Source organism: Pseudoclavibacter terrae, assembly GCF_008831075.1.
Lineage (GTDB): Bacteria > Actinomycetota > Actinomycetes > Actinomycetales > Microbacteriaceae > Pseudoclavibacter > Pseudoclavibacter terrae.
This window is the reverse complement of the sequence record NZ_WBJX01000002.1, coordinates 420,796-441,553: the sequence shown is the minus strand read 5'-3', so window position 1 is coordinate 441,553 and position 20,758 is coordinate 420,796. Positions and strand designations below refer to the sequence as shown.

The 20,758-nt window shown below is 69.4% G+C and carries 20 protein-coding genes and 1 tRNA gene; 14 read left to right on the top strand and 7 right to left on the bottom strand.

Annotated elements, in window-relative coordinates:
* The first annotated feature begins 38 nt into the window (after positions 1–38).
* The 3 genes from glgA to F8O03_RS08290 all read left to right on the top strand — a co-directional run bounded on the left by glgA (position 39) and on the right by F8O03_RS08290 (position 2,408).
* Positions 39–1,223 carry a glycogen synthase gene (gene glgA / locus F8O03_RS08300; protein ID WP_104252891.1) on the top strand — a complete coding sequence of 395 codons (1,185 nt, stop codon included), beginning with the start codon at positions 39–41 and terminating at the stop codon, positions 1,221–1,223.
* Positions 1,224–1,273: 50 nt separating this feature from the next.
* On the top strand, positions 1,274–2,059 hold the full coding sequence (locus F8O03_RS08295; protein WP_151423445.1) for an ABC transporter ATP-binding protein: 786 nt from the start codon (positions 1,274–1,276) through the stop codon (positions 2,057–2,059).
* An 88-nt stretch (positions 2,060–2,147) separates the two neighbouring features.
* A complete protein-coding gene (locus F8O03_RS08290; protein WP_068481959.1) occupies positions 2,148–2,408 on the top strand; it encodes a type B 50S ribosomal protein L31 in 261 nt (86 codons plus the stop codon).
* Between the two features lie 171 nt (positions 2,409–2,579).
* On the opposite strand, the gene F8O03_RS08285 is transcribed toward F8O03_RS08290, so the two are convergent.
* A complete protein-coding gene (locus tag F8O03_RS08285) occupies positions 2,580–3,275 on the bottom strand; it encodes an exonuclease domain-containing protein (protein WP_151423444.1) in 696 nt (231 codons plus the stop codon).
* A gap of 105 nt (positions 3,276–3,380) precedes the next feature.
* Between F8O03_RS08285 and F8O03_RS08280 the strand changes: the two genes are divergently transcribed.
* Together F8O03_RS08280 and F8O03_RS08275 are read left to right on the top strand one after the other, a co-directional pair.
* The gene (locus tag F8O03_RS08280) at positions 3,381–4,292 is read left to right on the top strand and encodes an alpha/beta fold hydrolase (protein ID WP_151423443.1); all 912 of its coding nucleotides are present in this window, start codon (positions 3,381–3,383) and stop codon (positions 4,290–4,292) included.
* The gene (locus tag F8O03_RS08275) at positions 4,289–5,368 is read left to right on the top strand and encodes a glycosyltransferase family 4 protein (RefSeq protein WP_151423442.1); all 1,080 of its coding nucleotides are present in this window, start codon (positions 4,289–4,291) and stop codon (positions 5,366–5,368) included. The genes F8O03_RS08280 and F8O03_RS08275 overlap by 4 nt, the downstream gene beginning before the upstream one ends.
* 16 nt (positions 5,369–5,384) lie before the next feature.
* Here F8O03_RS08275 and F8O03_RS08270 read toward each other — a convergent pair whose 3' ends face one another.
* Positions 5,385–6,260: a Sir2 family NAD-dependent protein deacetylase gene (locus F8O03_RS08270; protein WP_151423441.1), complete on the bottom strand. Its 876-nt coding sequence runs from the start codon at positions 6,258–6,260 to the stop codon at positions 5,385–5,387.
* Between F8O03_RS08270 and F8O03_RS08265 the strand changes: the two genes are divergently transcribed.
* Complete coding sequence (locus F8O03_RS08265) at positions 6,259–7,098, top strand: TrmH family RNA methyltransferase (protein ID WP_151423440.1); 840 nt, start codon at positions 6,259–6,261, stop codon at positions 7,096–7,098. The two genes, F8O03_RS08270 and F8O03_RS08265, sit on opposite strands and share 2 nt — an antisense overlap.
* Here the strand turns inward: F8O03_RS08265 and F8O03_RS08260 are convergent.
* A complete protein-coding gene (locus F8O03_RS08260) occupies positions 7,088–7,897 on the bottom strand; it encodes an SGNH/GDSL hydrolase family protein (RefSeq protein ID WP_151423439.1) in 810 nt (269 codons plus the stop codon). The genes F8O03_RS08265 and F8O03_RS08260 overlap by 11 nt on opposite strands.
* 97 nt (positions 7,898–7,994) lie before the next feature.
* Between F8O03_RS08260 and F8O03_RS08255 the strand changes: the two genes are divergently transcribed.
* Both F8O03_RS08255 and F8O03_RS08250 read left to right on the top strand, forming a co-directional pair.
* Positions 7,995–9,173: an acyl-CoA dehydrogenase family protein gene (locus F8O03_RS08255; RefSeq protein WP_151423438.1), complete on the top strand. Its 1,179-nt coding sequence runs from the start codon at positions 7,995–7,997 to the stop codon at positions 9,171–9,173.
* Between the two features lie 57 nt (positions 9,174–9,230).
* Positions 9,231–11,060, top strand: a complete 1,830-nt coding sequence (locus F8O03_RS08250) for a DEAD/DEAH box helicase (RefSeq protein ID WP_104311891.1) — start codon at positions 9,231–9,233, stop codon at positions 11,058–11,060.
* Positions 11,061–11,118: 58 nt separating this feature from the next.
* Here the strand turns inward: F8O03_RS08250 and F8O03_RS08245 are convergent, their stop codons facing one another.
* The 3 genes from F8O03_RS08245 to F8O03_RS08235 all read right to left on the bottom strand — a co-directional run bounded on the left by F8O03_RS08245 (position 11,119) and on the right by F8O03_RS08235 (position 12,790).
* Positions 11,119–11,817 (bottom strand): DedA family protein, encoded by a 699-nt coding sequence (locus F8O03_RS08245; protein ID WP_151423437.1) that lies wholly within the window; start codon positions 11,815–11,817, stop codon positions 11,119–11,121.
* A gap of 107 nt (positions 11,818–11,924) precedes the next feature.
* Positions 11,925–12,473, bottom strand: coding sequence for a flavin reductase family protein (locus F8O03_RS08240; RefSeq protein WP_167516522.1), 549 nt, complete (start codon positions 12,471–12,473; stop codon positions 11,925–11,927).
* 231 nt (positions 12,474–12,704) lie between these two features.
* Positions 12,705–12,790, bottom strand: a tRNA-Leu gene (locus F8O03_RS08235).
* Positions 12,791–12,921: 131 nt separating this feature from the next.
* On the opposite strand from F8O03_RS08235, the gene F8O03_RS08230 reads away from it, so the two are divergent.
* From F8O03_RS08230 to mshC, 3 genes are all read left to right on the top strand, one after another.
* Positions 12,922–14,232, top strand: coding sequence for a M20/M25/M40 family metallo-hydrolase (locus F8O03_RS08230; protein WP_151423435.1), 1,311 nt, complete (start codon positions 12,922–12,924; stop codon positions 14,230–14,232).
* 195 nt (positions 14,233–14,427) lie between these two features.
* Positions 14,428–15,273: an undecaprenyl-diphosphate phosphatase gene (locus tag F8O03_RS08225; protein ID WP_151423434.1), complete on the top strand. Its 846-nt coding sequence runs from the start codon at positions 14,428–14,430 to the stop codon at positions 15,271–15,273.
* A 63-nt stretch (positions 15,274–15,336) separates the two neighbouring features.
* Complete coding sequence (gene mshC / locus F8O03_RS08220; protein WP_151423433.1) at positions 15,337–16,653, top strand: cysteine--1-D-myo-inosityl 2-amino-2-deoxy-alpha-D-glucopyranoside ligase; 1,317 nt, start codon at positions 15,337–15,339, stop codon at positions 16,651–16,653.
* A gap of 59 nt (positions 16,654–16,712) precedes the next feature.
* On the opposite strand, the gene F8O03_RS08215 is transcribed toward mshC, so the two are convergent.
* Positions 16,713–17,837: a proteasome assembly chaperone family protein gene (locus F8O03_RS08215; RefSeq protein ID WP_244296069.1), complete on the bottom strand. Its 1,125-nt coding sequence runs from the start codon at positions 17,835–17,837 to the stop codon at positions 16,713–16,715.
* Between the two features lie 86 nt (positions 17,838–17,923).
* Between F8O03_RS08215 and F8O03_RS08210 the strand changes: the two genes are divergently transcribed.
* Genes F8O03_RS08210 through F8O03_RS08200 form a run of 3 tightly spaced genes read left to right on the top strand, consistent with a single transcriptional unit; the run spans position 17,924 to position 20,708 of the window.
* Positions 17,924–18,664 (top strand): HAD family hydrolase, encoded by a 741-nt coding sequence (locus tag F8O03_RS08210; RefSeq protein WP_167516521.1) that lies wholly within the window; start codon positions 17,924–17,926, stop codon positions 18,662–18,664.
* Positions 18,661–19,716: a tRNA (adenine-N1)-methyltransferase gene (locus F8O03_RS08205; protein ID WP_151423430.1), complete on the top strand. Its 1,056-nt coding sequence runs from the start codon at positions 18,661–18,663 to the stop codon at positions 19,714–19,716. The genes F8O03_RS08210 and F8O03_RS08205 overlap by 4 nt, the downstream gene beginning before the upstream one ends.
* Positions 19,713–20,708 carry an FKBP-type peptidyl-prolyl cis-trans isomerase gene (locus tag F8O03_RS08200; protein ID WP_151423429.1) on the top strand — a complete coding sequence of 332 codons (996 nt, stop codon included), beginning with the start codon at positions 19,713–19,715 and terminating at the stop codon, positions 20,706–20,708. Before F8O03_RS08205 ends, F8O03_RS08200 begins: the two co-directional genes overlap by 4 nt.
* Positions 20,709–20,758: the final 50 nt, after the last annotated feature.

Genomic DNA, 20,758 nt, shown 5'->3' with positions numbered 1-20,758 from the left:
TTAGGGGTTCCCAGCCCCGCTGTACTACCGTGTAGCCCGTGAGAGTAGATCTGGTAACACGCGAGTATCCACCGGCCGTCTACGGCGGGGCCGGAGTCCACGTCACCGAGCTCGTCAAGGCGATGAGGCGCGACATCGACGTCAACGTCCGCTGCTTCGGCGACGCCCGCGATGAGCAGCAGACGTACGCCTACACGACGCCGCCAGCGCTGCGTTCGGCGAACCCGGCGCTCGGCTTCCTCGGCACCGACCTCGAGATCGCGAACGACATCCAGGGTGCCGACCTCGTGCACTCGCACACCTGGTACGCGAACGCCGCAGGCCACGTCGCGAAGCTGCTGCACGGCATCCCTCACGTCATCACGGCGCACAGCCTCGAGCCGCTGCGTCCGTGGAAAGCGGAGCAGCTGGGTGGCGGCTACCGCCTCTCCAGCTGGATCGAGCAGGTCTCCTACGAGCACGCCGACCGCATCATCGCGGTGAGCCACGGCATGCGAGCCGACATCCTGCGCGCCTACCCGAACCTGGACCCCGACAAGGTGGAGGTCGTCTACAACGGCATCGACCTCGATGCATGGCAGCGGGTCGAGGACCCGGAGGCGGCGCGCGAGCTCGGCATCGACCCCGACCGCCCCGCAGTGGTCTTCGTGGGACGCATCACGCGGCAGAAGGGCCTTCCCTACTTCCTCCGCGCGGTCCGCGAGCTCCCCCCGGAGGTCCAGGTCATCCTGTGTGCCGGAGCACCGGACACCCCCGAGATCGAAGCCGAGGTCGCCGCCCTCGTCGCGCAGCTGCAGACCGAGCGCGACGGCGTCGTCTGGCTCGCGAGGCATCTCAGCAAGCGCGAGATCATGACGGCGCTCTCCGCGTCGACGGTCTTCGCGTGCCCGTCGATCTACGAGCCGCTCGGCATCGTGAACCTCGAAGCCATGGCCTGCGGCACGGCAGTCGTCGGAACCGCGACCGGCGGCATCCCCGAGGTCGTCGATGATGGCGTCACGGGTCGCCTGGTGCCGATCGAGCAGGCGACTGACGGAACCGGAACGCCGCTCGACCCTGACAAGTTCGTCGCCGACCTGGCTCGAGTCCTCACCGAGGTCGTCAGCGACCCGGAGACGGCCGCTCGCTACGGGAAGGCCGGGCGAGAACGCGCCGAGCGAGAGTTCACCTGGCGTCGCATCAGCGACGAGACCATCGCCATCTACGAGCAGCTCGTTGGCTGACGCGGTGCGCCGCCGAAGCCTCGGCGCGAGCCGCGTTTAGGCTGGGGCATATGGCAACGGTTCTCGAATTCAACGACGCTACGGTCGTTCGCAACGGTCGTCCGATCCTCGACCATGTCACCTGGAGTGTCGACGAGACGGAGCGATGGGCGGTGCTCGGCCCCAACGGAGCCGGCAAGTCCACGCTGCTCTCGCTCGCATCCGCGACGCAGCACCCGACGACAGGCGAGGTCGACGTGCTCGGCGAGCGCCTCGGGCGGACCAACGTGTTCGAGCTGCGCCCGCGCATCGGCGTCGCCTCGAGCGCGATGGCCCGCCGGATCCCGGGAGACGAGAGCGTCATCAACGTGGCGCTCACGGCCTCCTACGCTGTGACGGGCCGTTGGAACGAGGCCTACGAGGAGATCGACGAGCGTCGCGCGCAGCGAGTGCTCGAAGAGTGGAGTCTCGGCGACTTCGCCGAGCGCGACTTCGGCACGCTGAGCGACGGCGAGCAGAAGCGAACCCTCATCGCCCGGGCCATCATGACCGACCCCGAGCTGCTCCTGCTCGACGAGCCGAGCGCGTCGCTCGACCTCGGGGCCCGCGAGAACCTCCTCGCCGCTCTCTCGAGCTTCGCGCAGAGCCCATTCGCCCCCGCCATCGTCATGGTCACGCACCACGTGGAAGAGATTCCCGTCGGCATCACTCACGTGCTCCTGCTGCGCGAGGGCAAGGCCGTCGCCGCAGGCCCCATCGGCGAGGTGCTGACAAGCGCGAACCTCGAGACCACGTTCGGTCTTCCCCTCCACGTCACGAACACTGCTGGCCGCTACACGGCCCGCGCGTCGCACTGACACCCACGGGCCCCGATCTGCTAAGGTTGATCCTTGGCTCAGGACCCGTGGTCCGATTCTGCTCACCAAACTCGTTGAAGGAACCCTTATGAAGGCTGACGTCCACCCCACCTACAACACGGTGGTGTTCAACGACCTCGCATCGGGAGAGAAGTTCCTCACCCGTTCCACGGTCTCGAGCGCCAAGACGATCGAATGGGAAGACGGCAACACGTACCCCGTCATCGACGTCGAGATCTCCAGCGCCTCGCACCCGTTCTACACGGGCAAGCAGCGCATCATGGACTCCGCCGGCCGTGTCGAGAAGTTCAAGAACCGCTACGCCAAGTTCGGCGGCGGCAGCAAGTAGTCCCGTCTGCGTCGCAGACGAGCTCACTGCTCACGCGAAAGGGCGGCACCGTTTCGGTGCCGCCCTTCTGCGTTCCCGCCCGCCTCAGGCGCTGTGTGCGCCCTGGTTCCCGCGAGGCCGACCTGGGGAGCGTCAGGCCGGCCCGGCCGGCCCGGGCCAGCTGGCGCAGCGTCAGGACGCCGTGCGAATCGGCCACGCGCCGTCCGCGGTGAAGTCCGGATCGCGGTTGGCTCGCATGTAGGCCTCGAAGTCCCTGGCCTGATCAGCCGCCCACGTGACCTGCTTCGCGTGGAGCTCAGGGAGCTCGACGTCGAGCTCCGCTGGATACTTGGCTGCGAGCGCAAGCGCGAGCTGGCCCGCCGCGACGGCGTCGTCACCGGCCGAATGGGCGTCGATGAGCTCGACACCGTAGAAGATCGACGTGTCCGTGAGGGTGCGCTTGCCCTTGCGGTAGCGGTCGAGCGCGCGATCGATGACGAGAGGGTCGACCACCTGGTCCGCGAAGACGACCGGCTCGACGCCGTGGCGCGCGCACTCCCGAGCGAAGAGCGTGAGGTCATACGGCGCGTTGTAGATGACGAGTGGCACTCGATGACGCGCGATCCAGTCGAGGGCAGCCCGCAGCTCGGTGACGACCTCAGCGGCAGGTCGCCCCTCCGCCTGCGCGATCTCCGTCGTGATGCCGTGCACCGCCGCAGCTCGCTCCGGGATGGGGATCCCGGGGTCCGCGAGCCAGTCCGTGCCGCGCTCGACCGTGCCTTCCCCGTCGATGAGCCCCACGAACGCCGTGACGATCCGGTCGTTCTCGACGTCGATGCCCGTCGTCTCGAGATCGAACACGGCGACCCGCTTCGTCCACTCGGTCATAGCTTCCTCATCCCACCTCGAGATCCTGGTGCAGGAACAGCGTCCCCGCCGAGCGCGAACGCGCCTGAGCACGGCCTCCCGCCCTGCTCGGTACACTCTTGCACGATGCCTTCCTCCGCTCCTGCAGCCACTCCCGGGTCCCCGTCGCTTGCCCACGCCGAGCGCATCCTGGGCTCAGCATGCGCCTGGTGGGAGGTGGGGCCCGCCGCCGAAGACGCCACGGCCACGGTCGTCCTGGTGCACGGCTTCCGCGGCACGCACCACGGCCTGCTGCCGGTCGTGAATCGTCTCCCGCACGTGCGCTTCATCGCCCCCGACCTCCCGGGGTTCGGAGAGTCGGAACCGCTGTCGCGCGGGCACACGCTGGACGACTACTCAGCGTGGCTGCAGGCGTTCCTCGAGCAGGTCGATCCGCACGGCGATGCGATCGTGCTCGGGCATTCGTTCGGCTCGCTCGTGATCTCCAGGCGGCCGTCCGCGATCGGGGAACGGCCGCTCGTGCTCGTCAACCCGATCGCATCACCGGCTCTGGAAGGGCCGCAGGCGATCCTCACCCGACTCGCGATCTTCTACTACTGGCTCGGCTCGCGCCTACCGGCCACAGCAGGACGGATGCTCCTCTCGCACCCGCTCATCACGCGCATCATGAGCGAGGTCATGGCGAAGACCAAGTCCAAGCCGCTCAGGGCCTGGATCCACGCGGAGCATGAGCGTCACTTCTCCGACTTCTCCGACCGCGAGACCCTCCTCGCGGCATTCCGTGCCTCGGTCTCGGATTCCGTGCTCGCGCACGCCGCTGAGCTTCCGGCATCCACCGTCCTCATCGCCGGTGCACTCGACGACATCGCTCCGCTCGAGGCGCAGCTCGAACTCGCCCGACTCGCCGACGTGCCACTGCACGTCATCGCGGGCACCGGGCACCTGGTGCACTACGAGACGCCGATCGCCGCCGCGCGCCTGCTCGCCGACGTCATCGCCGACGCACGACCCGGCACGCGGATGGAGCGCGCGAGGTGAGACTGCTCTTCGACTGCCGCTACGTGCGCATCGATCGTCACGATGGCATCTCGAGGTACTCGGCCGAACTCGTACGAGCCCTCTCCGCGCTCCACCCGGTGACCATGCTCATCTCGGACGAGCGACAGCTGCACATGCTGCCAGACCTGCCGCACGAGGTCATCAGTGCGCCGACGTCGCCCGCCGAGCCGTTCGTGGCCCGCGAGATCAACCGGCTCAGCCCCGACGTGGTCGTGAGCCCGATGCAGACGATGGGGTCGCTGGGGCGGCGCTACGGGCTGATCCTGACCATCCACGACCTCATCTACTACGAGCACCCGAGACCGCCGCAGTTCCTGCCCTGGTACGTGCGCGCGCTGTGGCGCGTCTACCACCTGTCGTTCTGGCCGCAGCGCCTGCTGCTGCGAGGAGCGGACCAGGTTGCGGTCGTCTCGGCGACCACGCGCGAGCTGCTGCGGGCCAAGCGGCTGACCCGGCGCCCGATCCCGCTCGTGCCCAACGCGCCGGATCCAGCATTCGCGTCCACGCCGAGGGCGGCGCCTCCGAGCGAGCCCAGCCTCGTCTACATGGGTTCGTTCATGCCGTACAAGAACGTCGAGACCCTCGCTCGTGCCATGCGCGACCTGCCGGGATGGCGCCTCCACCTGTGCTCGAAGGTGGATGCTCGGACCCTGGCCGCGCTCGAGGCGCAGGCGCCGGCGGGGTCGATCGTCGCCCACCAGGGCGTCAGCGACGATGAGTACCGCGCCCTCCTCGCGGGTGCGACGGCGCTCGTGACAGCATCGAAGAGCGAGGGGTTCGGACTGCCGCTCGTCGAGGCGATGTCGGCCGGCACCCCCATCCTGGTGAGCGACACACCGATCTTCCGCGAGGTCGGGGGGACGGCCGCCGGATACTTCCCTGCGGAGGACGCGGTTCTGCTCGCGACCATGGCCAAGCGCCTGCAGGCCGATCCAGGGGCGTGGCGCTCCGCCTCGGCAGCGGGCGTCGCCCGCGCAGCCGACTACGCGTGGGAGCGGTCGGCGGCGTCACTGCTCGACGCCTGCCGACAGGTGGCGCAGCGACGGCGGAGCTGAAGCAGCTCGCGGGTGCCTAGGAGTCGGAGGTGAGTCTGCCCGCGAGGTCGACGAGCGACTCGGAGGTGCCACCTTCGACGTACACGGAGGCCAGGTGGCCGATCGCGGCGTCACCGCGGTTGAACAGGACGACCGGCTTCTTCGCCGCGGCGGCGCGGTGCACGAGCCGCCGCCCGGTGTTGACGACCAGCGACGTCCCCGCGACGAGCAGCGCATCGGCCTCGTCGACGAGCTGGCGGGCGCGCTCGGCGACGGACGGGCGCACGACGTCCCCGAACATGACGACGTCGGGTTGCAGGATGCCCCCGCAGACCGGGCACGAGGGAAGCTCGTCGATCTCTGCACCGCTCGCCTCGGCGTCGCCGTCGGGCCGGCTGCTGGCGTCCGCCGCGAGTTCGGCGATGCCGGGGGAGGACGCCAGGATGTCGGCAAGCAGGGCAGCTCTCGATATCTCGTGGCCGCAGCGCGTGCAGCTCGCCGTGCGCATGCTGCCGTGCAGCTCGACGACGTTGCGGCTCCCCGCCCGCAGGTGCAGGCCATCCACGTTCTGGGTGGCGACCCCCGCGGCGGCCCCGTGGCGCTCGAGCTCGGCGAGCGCGAGGTGCCCGGCGTTTGGTTCCGCGCCGGAGAACCGGGCGGCGCCCAGGGCGGCACCCGCCCAGTAGCGTCGACGAGTCGCCTCGTCCGACATGAACTGCTGGATCGTCATGGGGGAGATGCGCGGCGCCTTGCCGTCACCACGGTAGTCCGGGATGCCGGAGTCGGTCGAGAGCCCCGCGCCCGTCAGCACCGCGAAGGTGCGATCCGACAGGAGGTCGGCAGCGCGGGCGAGGCCCTCCGCCCGCGTCCGAGCGGCCCTCGCCGCGTCCGCTTCTGACAGGATTGCCTCCATGCGTCTGACCCCTCTCCAGTCGACCGATTGGCCACGTGCGACCCCATCCGTCCGCTCACTCGAACAGTCTGGACTCGACGACTATTCCCGGCTGACCGATGTGGCCCTGCGTCGTCGCCTCGAGCCGGAGGGTGGCCTGTACATCGCCGAGTCGCCGAAGGTCATCGAGCGCGCCTTGCGGGCCGGTCACACTCCACGGTCGCTCCTGCTCATGGAGCAGTGGCTGCCGACCGTCGAGCCGCTGCTCGAGCGGTTCCCAGATGTCCCCGTGTACGTCGGGTCGAGCGAGCAGCTCGAGCAGCTGACCGGGTTCCGCATGCACCGGGGCGCGCTCGCTTCCATGCACCGGCCGTCGTTGCGCGATCCGGCGGAGCTCCTGGCTGACGCGAAGACGGTCGTCGTGCTCGAGGACCTCGTCGACCACACGAACGTCGGCGCTGTCTTCCGCGCGGCGGCGGGCCTCGGTGCTGACGCCGTCCTCGTGACCCAGGAGTGCGCGGACCCGCTGTACCGCAGGAGCGTGCGCGTCAGCATGGGGACCGTCTTCCAGGTGCCGTGGACTCGGCTGCCAGCCTGGCCGGACGCGGCGACGCTCTTCGCGGAAGCCGGCTTCGATGTCGCCGCGCTGGCCCTCGATGACGACGCGGTGTCGCTCCGCGACTACGCCGCCAGCAGACCGGAGCGCACCGCGATCCTGCTGGGCACGGAGGGGGATGGTCTCAGCCGGGGCGCCCTCAGCGCCGCGACGACGACGGTCACGATTCCCATGCTCCACGGCGTGGACTCGCTGAACGTCGCCGCGGCGAGCGCGGTCGCGCTCTACGCGCTCACGGGATAGGGGGAGCGGCGTCCGCTCCGAAGGAGAAGGGCTCCGCGAACGGGCGCTTGGCGATCACGTTGTCTCCGGACGACTCGTTCCGGAGGCGACGCAGCACCCACGGCACGAGGTGCTGCCTCGCCCACACCATGTCCTGCGCCCTCGCCTCGCGCCACCTCGCCGGCCGTGCGGGTGCCGGCTGCATGGCGACGAGGTCGTTCTCGACGTTGAGCGCCGCGAGCACCATGCGCGCCACCTCGTGGTGTCCGTAGGAGTTGAGGTGCAGGCGGTCGCTGACCCACATGCTTGGCCGCTGGATCGAGCGAAGCGCCCACTGGTCGGCGACGATGCAGTCGTGGTACTCGGCGATGCCGCGGACGTGCTCGTTGTAGATGGCGATCTTGCCGCGCATGGACGAGAAGACGGGCGCGAACTTCGTGTCCACCCCGGTGAAGACCACGACGGTCGCACCTGACTCGCGCAGCGACCCGACGAGCCGCGAGAAGCGCGCCGCGATGGCGTCAGGGTCGGCGCCCGGGCGGATGATGTCGTTGCCGCCCGCTGAGACGGTCACGAGGTCGGGCTTCAGTTCGAGGGCCGGCCCCAGCTGCTCCTCGACGATCTGGTCGAGGAGTCGCCCGCGGATGGCCAGGTTGGCGTAGGCGAAGTCGGTGCGATGCGCGGCGAGCTCCTCGGCCACGCGGTCGGCCCAGCCTCGGAGGCCGCCGGGTGCGGTCGGCTCCGGATCGCCGACCCCCTCGGTGAAGGAATCGCCGATCGCGACGTACCGGCTCCAGGGAATGAGTTCGCGTTCTGACATCTCGCTGCTGCTCTCCTCGATCGGATCTGAAGACCAAGCCCTCGCCGGCTGAGACTTCCTGCTGGTGGTCGAAGCCCTGGCGAGTACCGTGGTCAGCATGCCAGCTTCAGACCCGAGATCCATTTTGGCCGATGAGCTGCTCGAGGTGCTCAACCAGCGCGCGAGCCGCTACGACGCGGAGAACTCGTTCCCGACCGACGACCTCGAGGCGCTGCGCGAAGAGGGCTACCTGCGATTGCTGGTTCCCCGCGATTTCGGGGGCACCGGCGCCACGCTCGAGCAGGCCGTGAGGTGCCAGGCGCGTCTCGCGGCCGCGGCACCCGCGACGGCCCTTGCCGTCAACATGCACCACGTCGTGGCGGGCGTCGCCCGCGCGCGGCACGAATCCGACGACGATGGCCTCGACTGGATGCTGCGCGAGATCGTCGCGGGGGAGACGTACGCGCTCGCGATCTCCGAGATCGGCAACGACGCCGTTCTCTACGACTCGAATGTCAGAGCGGAGCCTGAGCAGGGCGGCGGCTACCGACTGCACGGCATGAAGATCTTCACGTCGCTCTCGCCCGTCTGGACGAGGCTCGTCACCTTCGGACGCGACGACACCGGTGCGGAGCCCGCCCTCGTGCACGGCGTGCTGCGCCGGGATGACGACGGCGTGCGCATCCACGACGACTGGGACACGCTCGGGATGCGGGCCACGCAGAGCTGCTCGACGTCACTGGACGGCGCGCTGATCCCGGCCGACCGTGTCATCGCCCGCCTCCCCGTCGGACCGAACGGCGAGCCGCACATCTTCGCGGTGCACTCGAACTTCCTCCTGCTGGTCGCCGCCTGCTACGTCGGTATCGGGGACAGGGCCCTCGAGCTGGCCGTCGACGCCGCGAAGCACCGGACCAGCTCGACCCAGGGAGGGATGCGGCTCGCCGACGACGTGCAGGTTCGAGAGGAAATCGCCAGAATGAGCATTCGACAGCTCGCAGCGCGTACCCTCGTTGAGTCCATCGCACGCGATGTCGACGAGGGAGCACCGCACGGTGACACCTGGTTCGCGCGCCTGACGATGGCGAAGTACGAGGCAGTCGCGGCCGCGGCCGCCACGACGCATGCTGCGCTCGGGATTGTCGGAGGCAGCGGCTACCGTTCCGGACATGAGCTCGCGCGACTGCTGCGAGACGTGCTCGCTGGCGGGCTGCATCCGTCCAACGAGCGCGCCGTGCGCCGGTTGCATGCCGGGCACCGCCTCGGCCCCATTCAAGACCCACCAACCAGCCACTGACGGACGACCACCGACGGGCTGACCCTGCCTGATGCATGAAAGGAACTCGACGCAGCTATGACCGAACGCGAGGCCGTCCAGGAAACGCACTCCTCCAGCCACGACGGCACCCGCTACGGTCACCAGGTCGGCACGTTCGCGGCCGAGCACCTCTCGCCCTCCTTCCCGCAGCGAGCACCCTGGGGAACCGCGGGCAGGCTCCGAGCCTGGCAGGCCGAGGCCCTCGACGTGTACTTCGAGAGCGAGCCAAGAGACTTCCTGGCATCGGCGACGCCGGGCGCTGGGAAGACGACGTTCGCTCTGCGACTCGCGACCGAGCTCCTCCAGCGGCGCTCAGTGGACCGCATCACGATCGTCGCCCCGACCGACCACCTCAAGACGCAGTGGGCGGAAGCCGCGGCTCGGGTGGGTATCCGCATCGACCCCCGGTACGGCAACAACCAGGGCATCCATTCGCGTCAGTTCCACGGAGTGGCCGTCACGTACGCGCAGGTCGCCATGAAGCCGAGCGTGCACAGCCACCTGACGGCGTCGGGTCGCACGCTCGTGATCCTCGACGAGGTCCACCACGGTGGAGACGCGCTGAGCTGGGGTGACGCGATCCGGGAGGCGTTCGGCCATGCCGATCGACGCCTCTCGCTCACGGGCACCCCGTTCCGCTCCGACTCCGCGCCCATCCCGTTCGTCACGTACGCGCCCAACGAGGACGGCATCCGCACCTCCCTCACCGACTACTCGTACGGCTACGGGCGAGCGCTCGAGGACGGCGTCGTCCGCCCCGTGCTCTTCATGTCCTACGCCGGTAACGTGCGCTGGCGCGACACGCAGGGCGAGGAGATGTCGGCCGGCCTCGCGGAGGACAACACGAAGGACATCGTCTCGCAGGCGTGGCGCACCGCCCTCGACCACGAGGGGCAGTGGATCCCCCAGGTCCTGCAGGCCGCAGACCAGCGCCTCAGCGAGGTGCGCCAGGAGGTGCCGGACGCGGGTGGCCTCGTCATCGCGACCGACCACGCGGCGGCCAAGGGGTACGCGGCGATCCTGAAGACGATCACCGGCACGAAGCCCGCGCTCATCCTGTCCGACGACAAGGGCGCGTCGGACCGCATCACCGAGTTCTCGGCGAGCGATGAGCGGTGGATGGTCGCCGTGCGCATGGTGTCCGAGGGCGTCGACGTGCCGCGACTCGCCGTGGGTGTCTACGCCACCAACGCGTCGACGCCGATGTTCTTCGCGCAGGCCATCGGCCGCTTCGTGCGTGCCCGCAAGAAGGGCGAGACGGCCACGGTGTTCGTGCCGAGCGTGCCGCAGCTCACCAAGCTCGCGCACGCCCTGGAGATGGAGCGCAACCACGCGCTCGATCGGCTCGCGGACGCCGACGATTCCAGGGCCCCGGAAGAGGACATGATGGCGGCCGCCGAGCGGCCGGACAAGACCTCAGACGAACTGGGCAAGTTCACCTTCGAGGCGATCTCCAGCGAGGCGCTCTTCGACAAGGTGCTCTACGACGGCGGCGACTTCGGCTACGCGGCAGAGGTCGGCAGCGAGGAGGAGCTCGAGTTCCTCGGCCTGCCTGGCATCCTCGACGCAGACCAGGTGCGCTCCGTGCTCTCACAGCGGCAGGCCAAGCAGGGACGCATCCAGGAATCGCGCGTGAAGGCCGGGCCGCCGGCCCCGGCGCCGCCGCAGGCGCTGCACCGGACCTTGAAGGAGCAGCGGACGCTGCTCAACAGTCTCGTCTCCGTCTACGCGAAGCAGTCGGGGGAGCCCCACGGCATCGTGCACGCGGAGCTGCGCCGCAGCTGCGGAGGTCCGGCTGTCGGCCAGGCCACCGTGTCGCAGATCCAGGCGCGCATCGACGTCCTGCGGCGACGCATGCGCGCCTGAGACGTGAAGGGACGCCCACCTCGGTGGGCGTCCATTCGCGAACCCAGGGCGGGAAGCGCTACGCGGAGTGTCCACCCCGGTGCACGCGTCCACGGATCTTCACGACGAGGAACCAGACGATGGCACCCGCGACGAGGGCGTACACGAGGTACTTGAGCGCGTCCGCGTAGATGAGGATCTGCTCCCACGCATCGCCGAGCAGGTAGCCGGCCATGACGAAGATGGTGTTCCAGATCGCGGAGCCGGCGAGCGTCAGCAGCCCGAACTGCAGTGCGGGCATGCGCTCGATGCCGGCCGGTATCGAGATGAGGCTGCGGAAGATGGGCAGGAAGCGGCCGAAGAACACTGCTTTCCTGCCGTGCTTCTTGAACCAGTTCGTGGTCTTGACGACGTCAGCGGCGTCGACGAGTGGAATCTTCCGGGCGAGCCAGACCATGCGGTTGTGACCCAGCCAGCGGCCCAGCCAGTAGAGCGCGTAGGCGCCGACGACCGAGCCGATCGTGGTCCAGATGATCGCCTCGACCACCGAGAACTTGCCCTGGTGCGCGGCGAGGCCGGCGAGGGGGAGGATGATCTCGGACGGGATGGGTGGAAACAGGTTCTCGAGCGCGACCGCGAGGCCGGCTCCCGGAGCCCCGATCGTCCCCATGATGTCGATGGCCCAGTCGGAGATTACGCCGAAGAACCCGCCCGAAGCTTCTTCGACGGCGCCGCCTGAGCTGGCGGCGTGCAGGAGGGCGGTTGCGAGGCCGGGCATGGTTCGAGGAGGTCCTTCTCGGTCTGTGAGCATCGACGCAGTCGACGGGCGAATCGCTCGTCAGTGTCCTGCATCCCCAAACTACCGGAAGGGTCCTCTCCAGCCTGTCAGCTGTGTGGTGCGCCGAGCTCGTGCCAGATGCGGTTCCGGTACACGACTCCTGCGCCTCCGTGTTCGGAGCCCGCTCGATCGTCGCGCGCTTCGAGCACGTCGAGGACGACCAGCACCGCGCCGTCGACGTCGAGCGTGCTGCGGATGCGCCCTCGCGCCCACCGCTGCACGGCGCTGTAGTGCGGCTCACCGCTCGGCAGGTAGCTCCAGCTGTCGCGGTCCGCGAAGCGGTCGACGCCGCTTGTGGCGGCCACCTGGGCTACGGACAGCGACGCCTCGTCGATGAAGTGGACCAGGACGCTCTGGGCCCGGAGGATGCCCGGCGTCGCCGACGAGGCCTTGGAGAGCGAGAAGGCCACGAGCGCTGGCGACGCGTTCACCGAGGTGAGCGACGTGATCGTCATCGCGACCGGACCGGCGTCGCTCTGCGCCGTGAGGACCGCGACGCCGGAGGGATGCTGGCGGAAGAGCGATCGGAAGCTCTCGGAGAGCTCCGTCTGGTCGATCTGCGCGTGGTTCACGAGCGATGTCGGTTCAGTTGACACGGGTGCACTCCTGGGATGACGGGGGATGGGCCAACACCGAGCGTCACGCGACGAGCGCTTCCTCGCAAGCGAAGGTTGCCGAGTGTTTCGCTCCGCGGCACCTCGCTACGTGCGGAGTCAGGGAGTCGGACCACGGTGTCGTTCCGGAGAAGCGGTGTCGTTCCGGAGAAGCGGTGTCGTCACGGAGAAACACGAAAGGCCCGGGAGAAAACTCCCGGGCCTTTCAACCTGTGCGCGAGGGGGGACTTGAACCCCCACGCCCTAATACGGGCACTAGCACCTCAAGCTAGCGCGTCTGCCATTTCCGCCACCCGCGCAGGTTGTGCTGTTGAGCACGAGGAGAAACATTACCAGGATTCCGGCGAAACGCGAATCGAGGCGAGAATGCGTGCATCCCGGGCGCGTCGCGCGGCGTCGTCGGGGTACTTCTCGGCGGTAGCGTTGGGGCATGGCTGACTCCCTCGAACTCGACCCGACCGTCACGACGACCCAGGACCTCATCCGCCTCGACACCACCAACTACGGCGAGGGTCGCTCGAAGGGCGAGACCCAGGCGGCGCAGTACCTGGAGGCACGGCTCACGGCTCTCGGGCTGGACGTGACCACGATCGAGGCCGCCCCGGGACGTCCGAGCATCTTCACGCGGGTCCCCGGCCGCAACCCGGCGAAGCCGGCGCTGGTCGTGCACGGGCACACCGACGTCGTGCCGGCCGAGGCGGGCAACTGGAGCGTCGACCCGTTCGCGGGCGTCATCAAGGACGGTCTCCTGTGGGGGCGCGGGGCCGTCGACATGAAGAACATGGACGCCATGATCCTGACCGCCGTCGAGGAGATCCTCGGCGCGGGGGAGCTCCCCGAGCGCGAGCTCGTGCTGGCGTTCTTCGCCGATGAGGAGAACGGCGGCCAGTTCGGCTCCGAGCCCATCGCGCGCGACCACCCCGAGCTCTTCGCGGGCGCGACCCAGGCGATCTCCGAGGTCGGCGGCTACTCGATCACGGTCGGCGGCAAGCGCGCCTACCTGCTGCAGACAGGGGAGAAGGCGCTCCTCTGGCTGCGCCTCCACGCGAAGGGACGGGCCGCACACGGCTCGCGTGTCATCCCTGCCGAGGAGAACGCCGTGACGCGCCTGGCCCAGGCCATCGCGAAGCTCGGCTCGCACGAGTGGCCAGTGCTGCTCAACGACACGACCACGTCCATGATCACCGAGCTGGCGCGACTCCTAGACGTGGACCCGCAGGAGACCACGCCGGGTGCGATCGTGCTCGCGACGGGCAGCGCGTCCGGGTTCCTCACGGCCAGCCTCCGGTCTACGACGAACCCGACCATGCTGAGCGCGGGCTACAAGCACAACGTGATCCCCGAGTCGGCCAGCGTCGCCATCGATGCGCGCCCCTTCCCTGGAGCCGAGGACGAGCTGCTCGCGGAGATCCAGGCGATCGTCGGCGACGACATCGAGATCGAGACCGTGTTCCGCGGCATCGGCACCCAGGCCCCCGTCTCCGGCCCCATCGTCGATGCGGCGACAGCGGCCCTGCAGCGCCACGACCCCGAGGCGGTCGTGGTCCCGTACTTCCTCTCAGGCGGCACGGACAACAAGGCCCTCGCGACGCTCGGCATCGAAGGCTACGGCTTCGCGCCGCTGCGACTGCCTGCGGGCATCGACTTCCCCGCGATGTTCCACGGCGTCGACGAGCGGGTCCCACTGGAGTCGCTGGTCTTCGGCCGCAAGGTGCTCGGCGACTTCCTGCGCAGCTACTGACGGCACCCGGGGTGCGCCGAGGTCGCGACACCCACCCACGCGGCTCGGTTCGTCCGACCGCGGTCGGCCGGCGCATCACCCACGACGCGGGGTGCCCTCCGCGGTCGGCACCGGTTTCGTGTTAGCGTGCGCCGGGCCCGACGTGACCTCACCGCGGCCCGCAGCTGGAAATCTCTCTCGGAAAAGGCAGTGGCAATGAACTGGTTTGACGCCGTGATCCTCGGTCTCGTGCAGGCGCTCACTGAGTTCCTGCCGATCTCCTCGAGCGCGCACATCCGCATCGTGGGCGAGTGGATCGGCGTCCAGGACCCGGGCGCGACCTTCACCGCCATCATCCAGCTCGGCACCGAGGCAGCCGTGCTCGTCTACTTCTGGGGCGACATCAAGCGCATCATCTCGCGGTGGTTCGGCTCCCTGCGCGGCAGCGTTCCGCGCAACGATCCTGATGCGCGCATGGGGTGGCTCATCATCTTCGGCTCGATTCCCATCGTCGTGCTCGGCTTCCTGCTCCAGAGCCTCATCCGAGATCAGTTCCGGTCGCTCTGGATCGTCGCGTTCACGCTCATCATCTTCGGCGTCATCCTCGGCCTCGCCGACATCTTCGGCAAGCGCGCGAAGGCACTCCAGGACCTCAACACGAGAGACGGCGTCGTCTACGGATTCGCGCAGGCGCTCGCCCTGATCCCGGGCGTCTCACGCTCGGGCGGCACGATCACGGCGGGGCGCATCATGGGCTACGACCGGCCGTCCGCCGCGAGGTACAGCTTCCTGCTCGCCATCCCTGCCGTGTTCGGCTCGGGCTTCTACGAGCTCGTCTCCGCGTTCGGCGAGGCGGAAGGCGCCGAGGCACCGGTGGTCGGCACGATCATCGCCACGATCATCTCGTTCGTCGTCGGCCTCGTCGTCATCAAGTACCTGATGGCGTACCTCAACAAGGGCAGCTTCCTCCCGTTCGTCGTCTACCGGATCGCGCTCGGCACGCTCATCATCATCCTGCTGTCGTTCGGCCTCATGGACCCGACCGGCGGCGCCGCCGCCTGACGCTGACACGCTGACGCGCTCTCGCAGACCGGGCAAGGCTGGGGCGCGACATAGGATGTTCCGGTGCGAACCGTTCCCTCGTGGCCCATCCCTGCAGTCCCCTCGGTAGCCGGCAGCGGCGGTGGTGCGATCCGGGTCTTCGATTCCGCGAGCGGCCGCGTCCAGGACACGATCACCCCCGACGGGATCGCCACGCTGTACGTGTGCGGGATCACGCCATACGACGCGACGCACCTGGGGCACGCGGCCACCTACGTCGCCTTCGACACCCTCGGACGCGCCTGGCGCGACGCGGGCCTCGAGGTCCGCTACGCGCAGAACATCACCGACGTGGACGACCCGCTGCTCGAGCGTGCGGCGAAGACTGGACGCGACTGGCAGGACATCGCCGCGTCGCAGACCGACCTCTTCCGGTCCGACATGGCCGCGCTGCGAGTGCTGCCGCCTGACGCCTACGTGCGCGTGCAGGACAGCATCGAGGAGACGGGCGCCGCCATCGCGGCGCTCATCGAGGCGGGGCTCGCGTACCGGGTCGACATCGCCGCAGATGCCGAGCCCGCCGCCACCACCCCGTTGGGCGACGTCTACTACGACGTCGCCGCGGCGGAGGCCGCAAGCGACTGGAACATGGGGGATGTCTCCGGGTACACGGCCGCGGAGATGGAAGCCGCCTTCCTCGAGTTCGGGGGCGACCCCGACCGGGCAGGCAAGCGCGGGCCCTTCGACCCGCTCCTCTGGCGCAGCGCGCGGGCGGGCGAACCAGCGTTCGAGAGCGCCGTCGGCCTCGGGCGCCCCGGGTGGCACATCGAATGCTCCGTCATCGCCACGAAGACCCTCGGTGCCCCGATCTCCGTGCAGGGCGGTGGGCGCGACCTCCGCTTCCCGCACCACGAACTGTCCGCGGCGCACGCCATGTCGCTGCTCGCTGCCGACTCGCACGGGACGCCGGCGAACTTCGCGCGCGCCTACACGCACGCCGGCCTCATCGCCTATGACGGCACCAAGATGTCGAAGTCGCTGGGCAACCTGGTGCTCGTCTCACGACTCACCGCGGCCGGGGTCGCCCCCGGGGCGATCCGCCTCGCGCTGCTCTCGCACCACTACCGAAGCGACTGGGAGTGGACCGACGAGGAGCTCGAGGGCTCGAACGTCCGCCTGCAGGAGTGGCGGGAGCGCGCGGCTCGGGCATCTCACGACACGCTGGCGCCTGAGCGGAACAGCGTCGTCCAGCGGATGCGCGACGCCATCGCCGATGACCTCGACACCCCTCGCGTCGTCGCGATCGTCGATGAGTGGGTCTCGACGCCCCCTGCCGCGGGAGACGCGGATGTCGTCGCGCTCGTCGACGCCCTGCTCGGGCTGGACCTCACGACCGACTAGCGGCGGAAGGGTGCGTGCTCGACGGACCGCCGAGCGCGCATCCGCCTGAGCGGGACCGTCTAGGCCGGACCCTGCTGGCCGCCGTCGGCGTCCTGGTCGTCAGCTCCGCCATCGCCACGCTCGGGATCTTCGTCGGGCCTCGACTCGGTGTCCGATTCGGCCCCATCGTCACCGGCAGTGGTCCGTCGTTCGACGCCCATGGGTCGCTGCGGGGTCCCCGAGAGGTCCGTGGGGAACGCTGCAGGGCCGGGCTGCGGCTTCTTGTCGGCCGCCTGCTCGAGGAAGCGCTCGAACTCCTGCGCGATGGCCTCGCCAGAGGCCTCTGGCGCCTCGACCATGTCACGGGTCCGCTCGAGGTAGCCGACGTACTGGGCGATCTCGTCATCCTGCGCGGTCGCCTCGGTGACCTCGGACTCCCACTCGGCGGACTCGGTGACGAGGTCGCCGTGGGGGATTGAGACGTCGACGATCTCGGTCAGCCGGTCCACCAGCGCCAGGGTCGCCTTCGGCGAGGGGGAGTGGTGCGCGTAGTGCGGCACCGAGGCCCAGAGCGAGAGCACGAGCATGCCCCGCGAGCGTGCCTCCTCGCCGATCGCCGAGAGCACGCCGGTTGGCCCCTCGTACTCGCTGCGGTCGATGTCGAGCTCCTCGCGCACGACGGCGTCATCGCTCGACATGAAGATCGTGATGGGGCGCGTGTGCGGCACATCCGCCAGCAACGCGCCAACGAGCACGACGCGCGTGATGCCCTCGCGCTCGCACAGATCGACGACGTGCTTCGTGAAGCTCCGCCACCGCAGCGTGGGTTCCGGGCCGATGAGCACGAACACGTTCTCGCCGTTGTCCGAGCTCACAGAGAGACCCGCATCGGCGGCCAGCTCCGTGCTCTCGACGGCGGGATCGGCCTTGTCGTCCTCCGGCAGAGGAGTGCCGCTGAAGGACACGCTGGGCCACTGGATCTTCCGGACGCCCTCGGTTCCCGCGCGCATCACGGGCCGGTGGATGGAGTAGTCGAAGAACGACTCGTCGTCGATGTCCTCGATGAGACGGTCTGCGCCGATGGCCTCCTGCAGTGCGCGGACGGCGCTTGATGCCGCATCGCCCGCGTCGTTCCAGCCGAGCAGTGCGACCACGAGCAGTCGGCCCCGCGCGAATGGTGTGGTGGCCTCGCTGTGTTCCGTCACCGTGCTCCTCGCCATGCATGAAGTGTTGTCCCAGGATACGCGCCGGGCGTCGGTGGGCCGCCTGCCGCCCCGTAGACTGTCGCCCCGTGGCTCCTTCGAATCTTCCCGACGCCGTCCTCTGGGATATGGATGGCACCATCGTCGACACCGAGCAGTACTGGCAGACAGCCCAGCTGAACCTGCTCGCCGACCACGGACTGCCTCCGCTCACCGAGGAGCAGGAGCTCGGCATGGTCGGGTCGAGCATGGCAGACGCATCGGAGTTCTTCGCGCGCCTGGGTGTCGACCTCGCGCCCGGCGAGATCGTCGACCACATGAACTCGACCGTCATGGCGAGCATCCTCGCCGAGCTGGCCTGGCGGCCCGGTGCACTCGAGCTGCTCGGTGCTCTGCACGCGGCGGGAGTCCCGAACGCACTCGTCACGAATTCGACGCGCGTCCTCGCCGACGCCGTCGTGTCGACCCTCGACACCCCTCTGTTCGCGATCGTCATCGCAGGGGATGAGGTCGAGAACGGCAAGCCGCACCCGGAGCCGTACGTGCGCGCCGCAGCGCAGCTCGGGGTCGCGCCCGAGCGGTGCGTGGCCGTCGAGGACTCCCGCCGCGGTCTCGAAGCCGCGCGTGCCGCAGGATGCGCGACCATCGGCATCCCGCACGGGCAGACACTCGAAGCACACCACGCGCACCTCGTCACGGCGACCCTCGAGGGCATCACGCCAGAGACGCTCGGCGAGCTCGTCGAGCAGGTCGCTCGCGAGACGACGCAGCGCGAGAACGCACACACGGCAGCAGACGCCGCCCCCGCAGAAAGCGAAGCACAGCTATGACCGAGACCGACATCGGCGGACCCTTCCGCGCAGGCGACCGCGTGCAGCTGACCGGCCCCAAGGGGCGTGTCAGCACGCTCTACCTCGAGCCAGGCAAGCGGTACTTCATGCACAAGGGCATGATCGACCACGACACCATCATCGGCGTCGATGAGGGCTCCGTGATCTCCGCGACGGACGGCGGCCAGTACCTGGCGCTGCGTCCGCTGCTCGAGGACATCGTCATGTCGATGCCGCGTGGGGCAGCGATCATCTACCCGAAGGATGCAGCCGCGATCCTGGCGAAGGCGGACATCCGACCTGGTGCTCGCGTCATCGAGGCCGGGGTCGGCTCCGGGGCGCTGTCGCTCTGGATCCTCCGCATGCTCGGCGGCACCGGATCGCTCACCTCGTTCGAGCGCCGCGAGGAATTCGCCCAGGTGGCCGAGGGCAACGTCGTGAGCGTGATGGGGGAGAAGCCGGAGAACTGGAACCTCGTGCTCGGCGACCTCGCCGAAGCGCTGCCAGAACAGCACGCGGACGGGACCGCCGACCGCGCCGTGCTCGACATGCTCGCGCCCTGGGAGTGCCTCGACGTCGTCGCCGACGCGCTCAAGCCGGGTGGGGTGCTGCTCTGCTACGTCGCGACCGTGACGCAGCTGTCGCGCGTCGCCGAGGCGATCCGTGCGACGGGTCTGTTCACCGACCCCAGCGCCGACGAGACGATGGTGCGAGGCTGGCACGTCGAAGGCCTCGCGGTGCGTCCAGACCACCGGATGATCGCGCACACCGGCTTCCTGCTGACGGCCCGCCGCCTCGCGGACGGCGCGATCCTCCCCAACCTCAAGCGACGGGCCTCCAAGTCCGACTTCAGCGATGAGGATGTGGAGATCTGGACGCCCGGCTCGCTCGGCGACCGTCAGGTGAGCGACAAGGTGCTCCGCAAGCGCGCTCGGCTGGCCCAGCGCGGCGCGGCGATCACCGCCGAGAAGGGGCGCGATCAGGCCCCCGACGCGGCAGGGGCAACGGATGCTCCCGCCACCAGCACGGAGACCGAGGGAGAGAGCGAATGATGCGCACACGTACCCGACTCGCGGGAGCCGCCCTGACAACCGCGGCCGTCGCCGTCGCACTGACCGGCTGCGTGACGTGGCCTGAGAGCGAGCTCGACGCGGACGCCTGCGAGCTGCCCGGCGTCGACGGCGCGGCTTCGGCGAGCGTGTCGGCCGACGGCGCGTTCGGCGAGCTGAGCGGAGCGGCGCTCGCACACCCGCTCTCCGTGACGGCGCTCGAGACGACCCGCGATGGAACGGGAACCGGCGACCCGGTGACCTCATCTGGCGTGGTGCGAGCCAACTTCGAGCTGCTCGACGGTGCGGACGGAGAGGTGCTGGTTCCCTACAGCCCGACCGTCGCGAGCGAGACCGGCAGCGCAGCGCCCACGAGCGTCGCGACGATCGCGAACACCTTCCCGGGTCTGGCCCAGGCCATCGAGTGCTCGCAGACGGGCGAGCGCGTCGTCGCCGTCATGCCCGCGAGCGTCCTCTTCGGCGAAGCCGCCACGTCGGTCGGTGTCGACCCGGCCATGACGATCGTCGCGATCGCCGACGTGCTCGATGTCTACCCATCGAGTGCTGGCGGCCGGATCGCGGCCCCCGCTGACGGCATCCCGGCAGTCGTCACCGCACCCAACGGCACCCCTGGCGTCACGATGCCAGCGCAGGACCCGCCAGCCGCACCCAAACGGCACGTCCGCATCGAGGGCTATGGCTCCCCGGTCGCCGAAGGACAGCTCGTCACGATGCAGCTCTCTGCGTTCGACTGGACGACCGGGGAGCAGGTCGCATCGACCTGGACCCCAGGCAACAACGTCCTGCAGCTCACGACTGCGGCCACCGATGGCCTCTTCGGGCTGAGCGAGGAGATCGTCGGCACCCCCGTCGGCTCGCAGCTCGTCGTGGTCCTCCCACCCGAGCGGCTCGCCTCCCAGCCTGGCCCGCTGAACGCCTCGGCCACGCAGGGGCGCACCCTCGTCTTCGTGATCGACATCCTGGCCGCCGAATAGGCGTCCGCTCCACCTCCAGAAGCACCTCCCACCCCACGCAAGGCGGATTC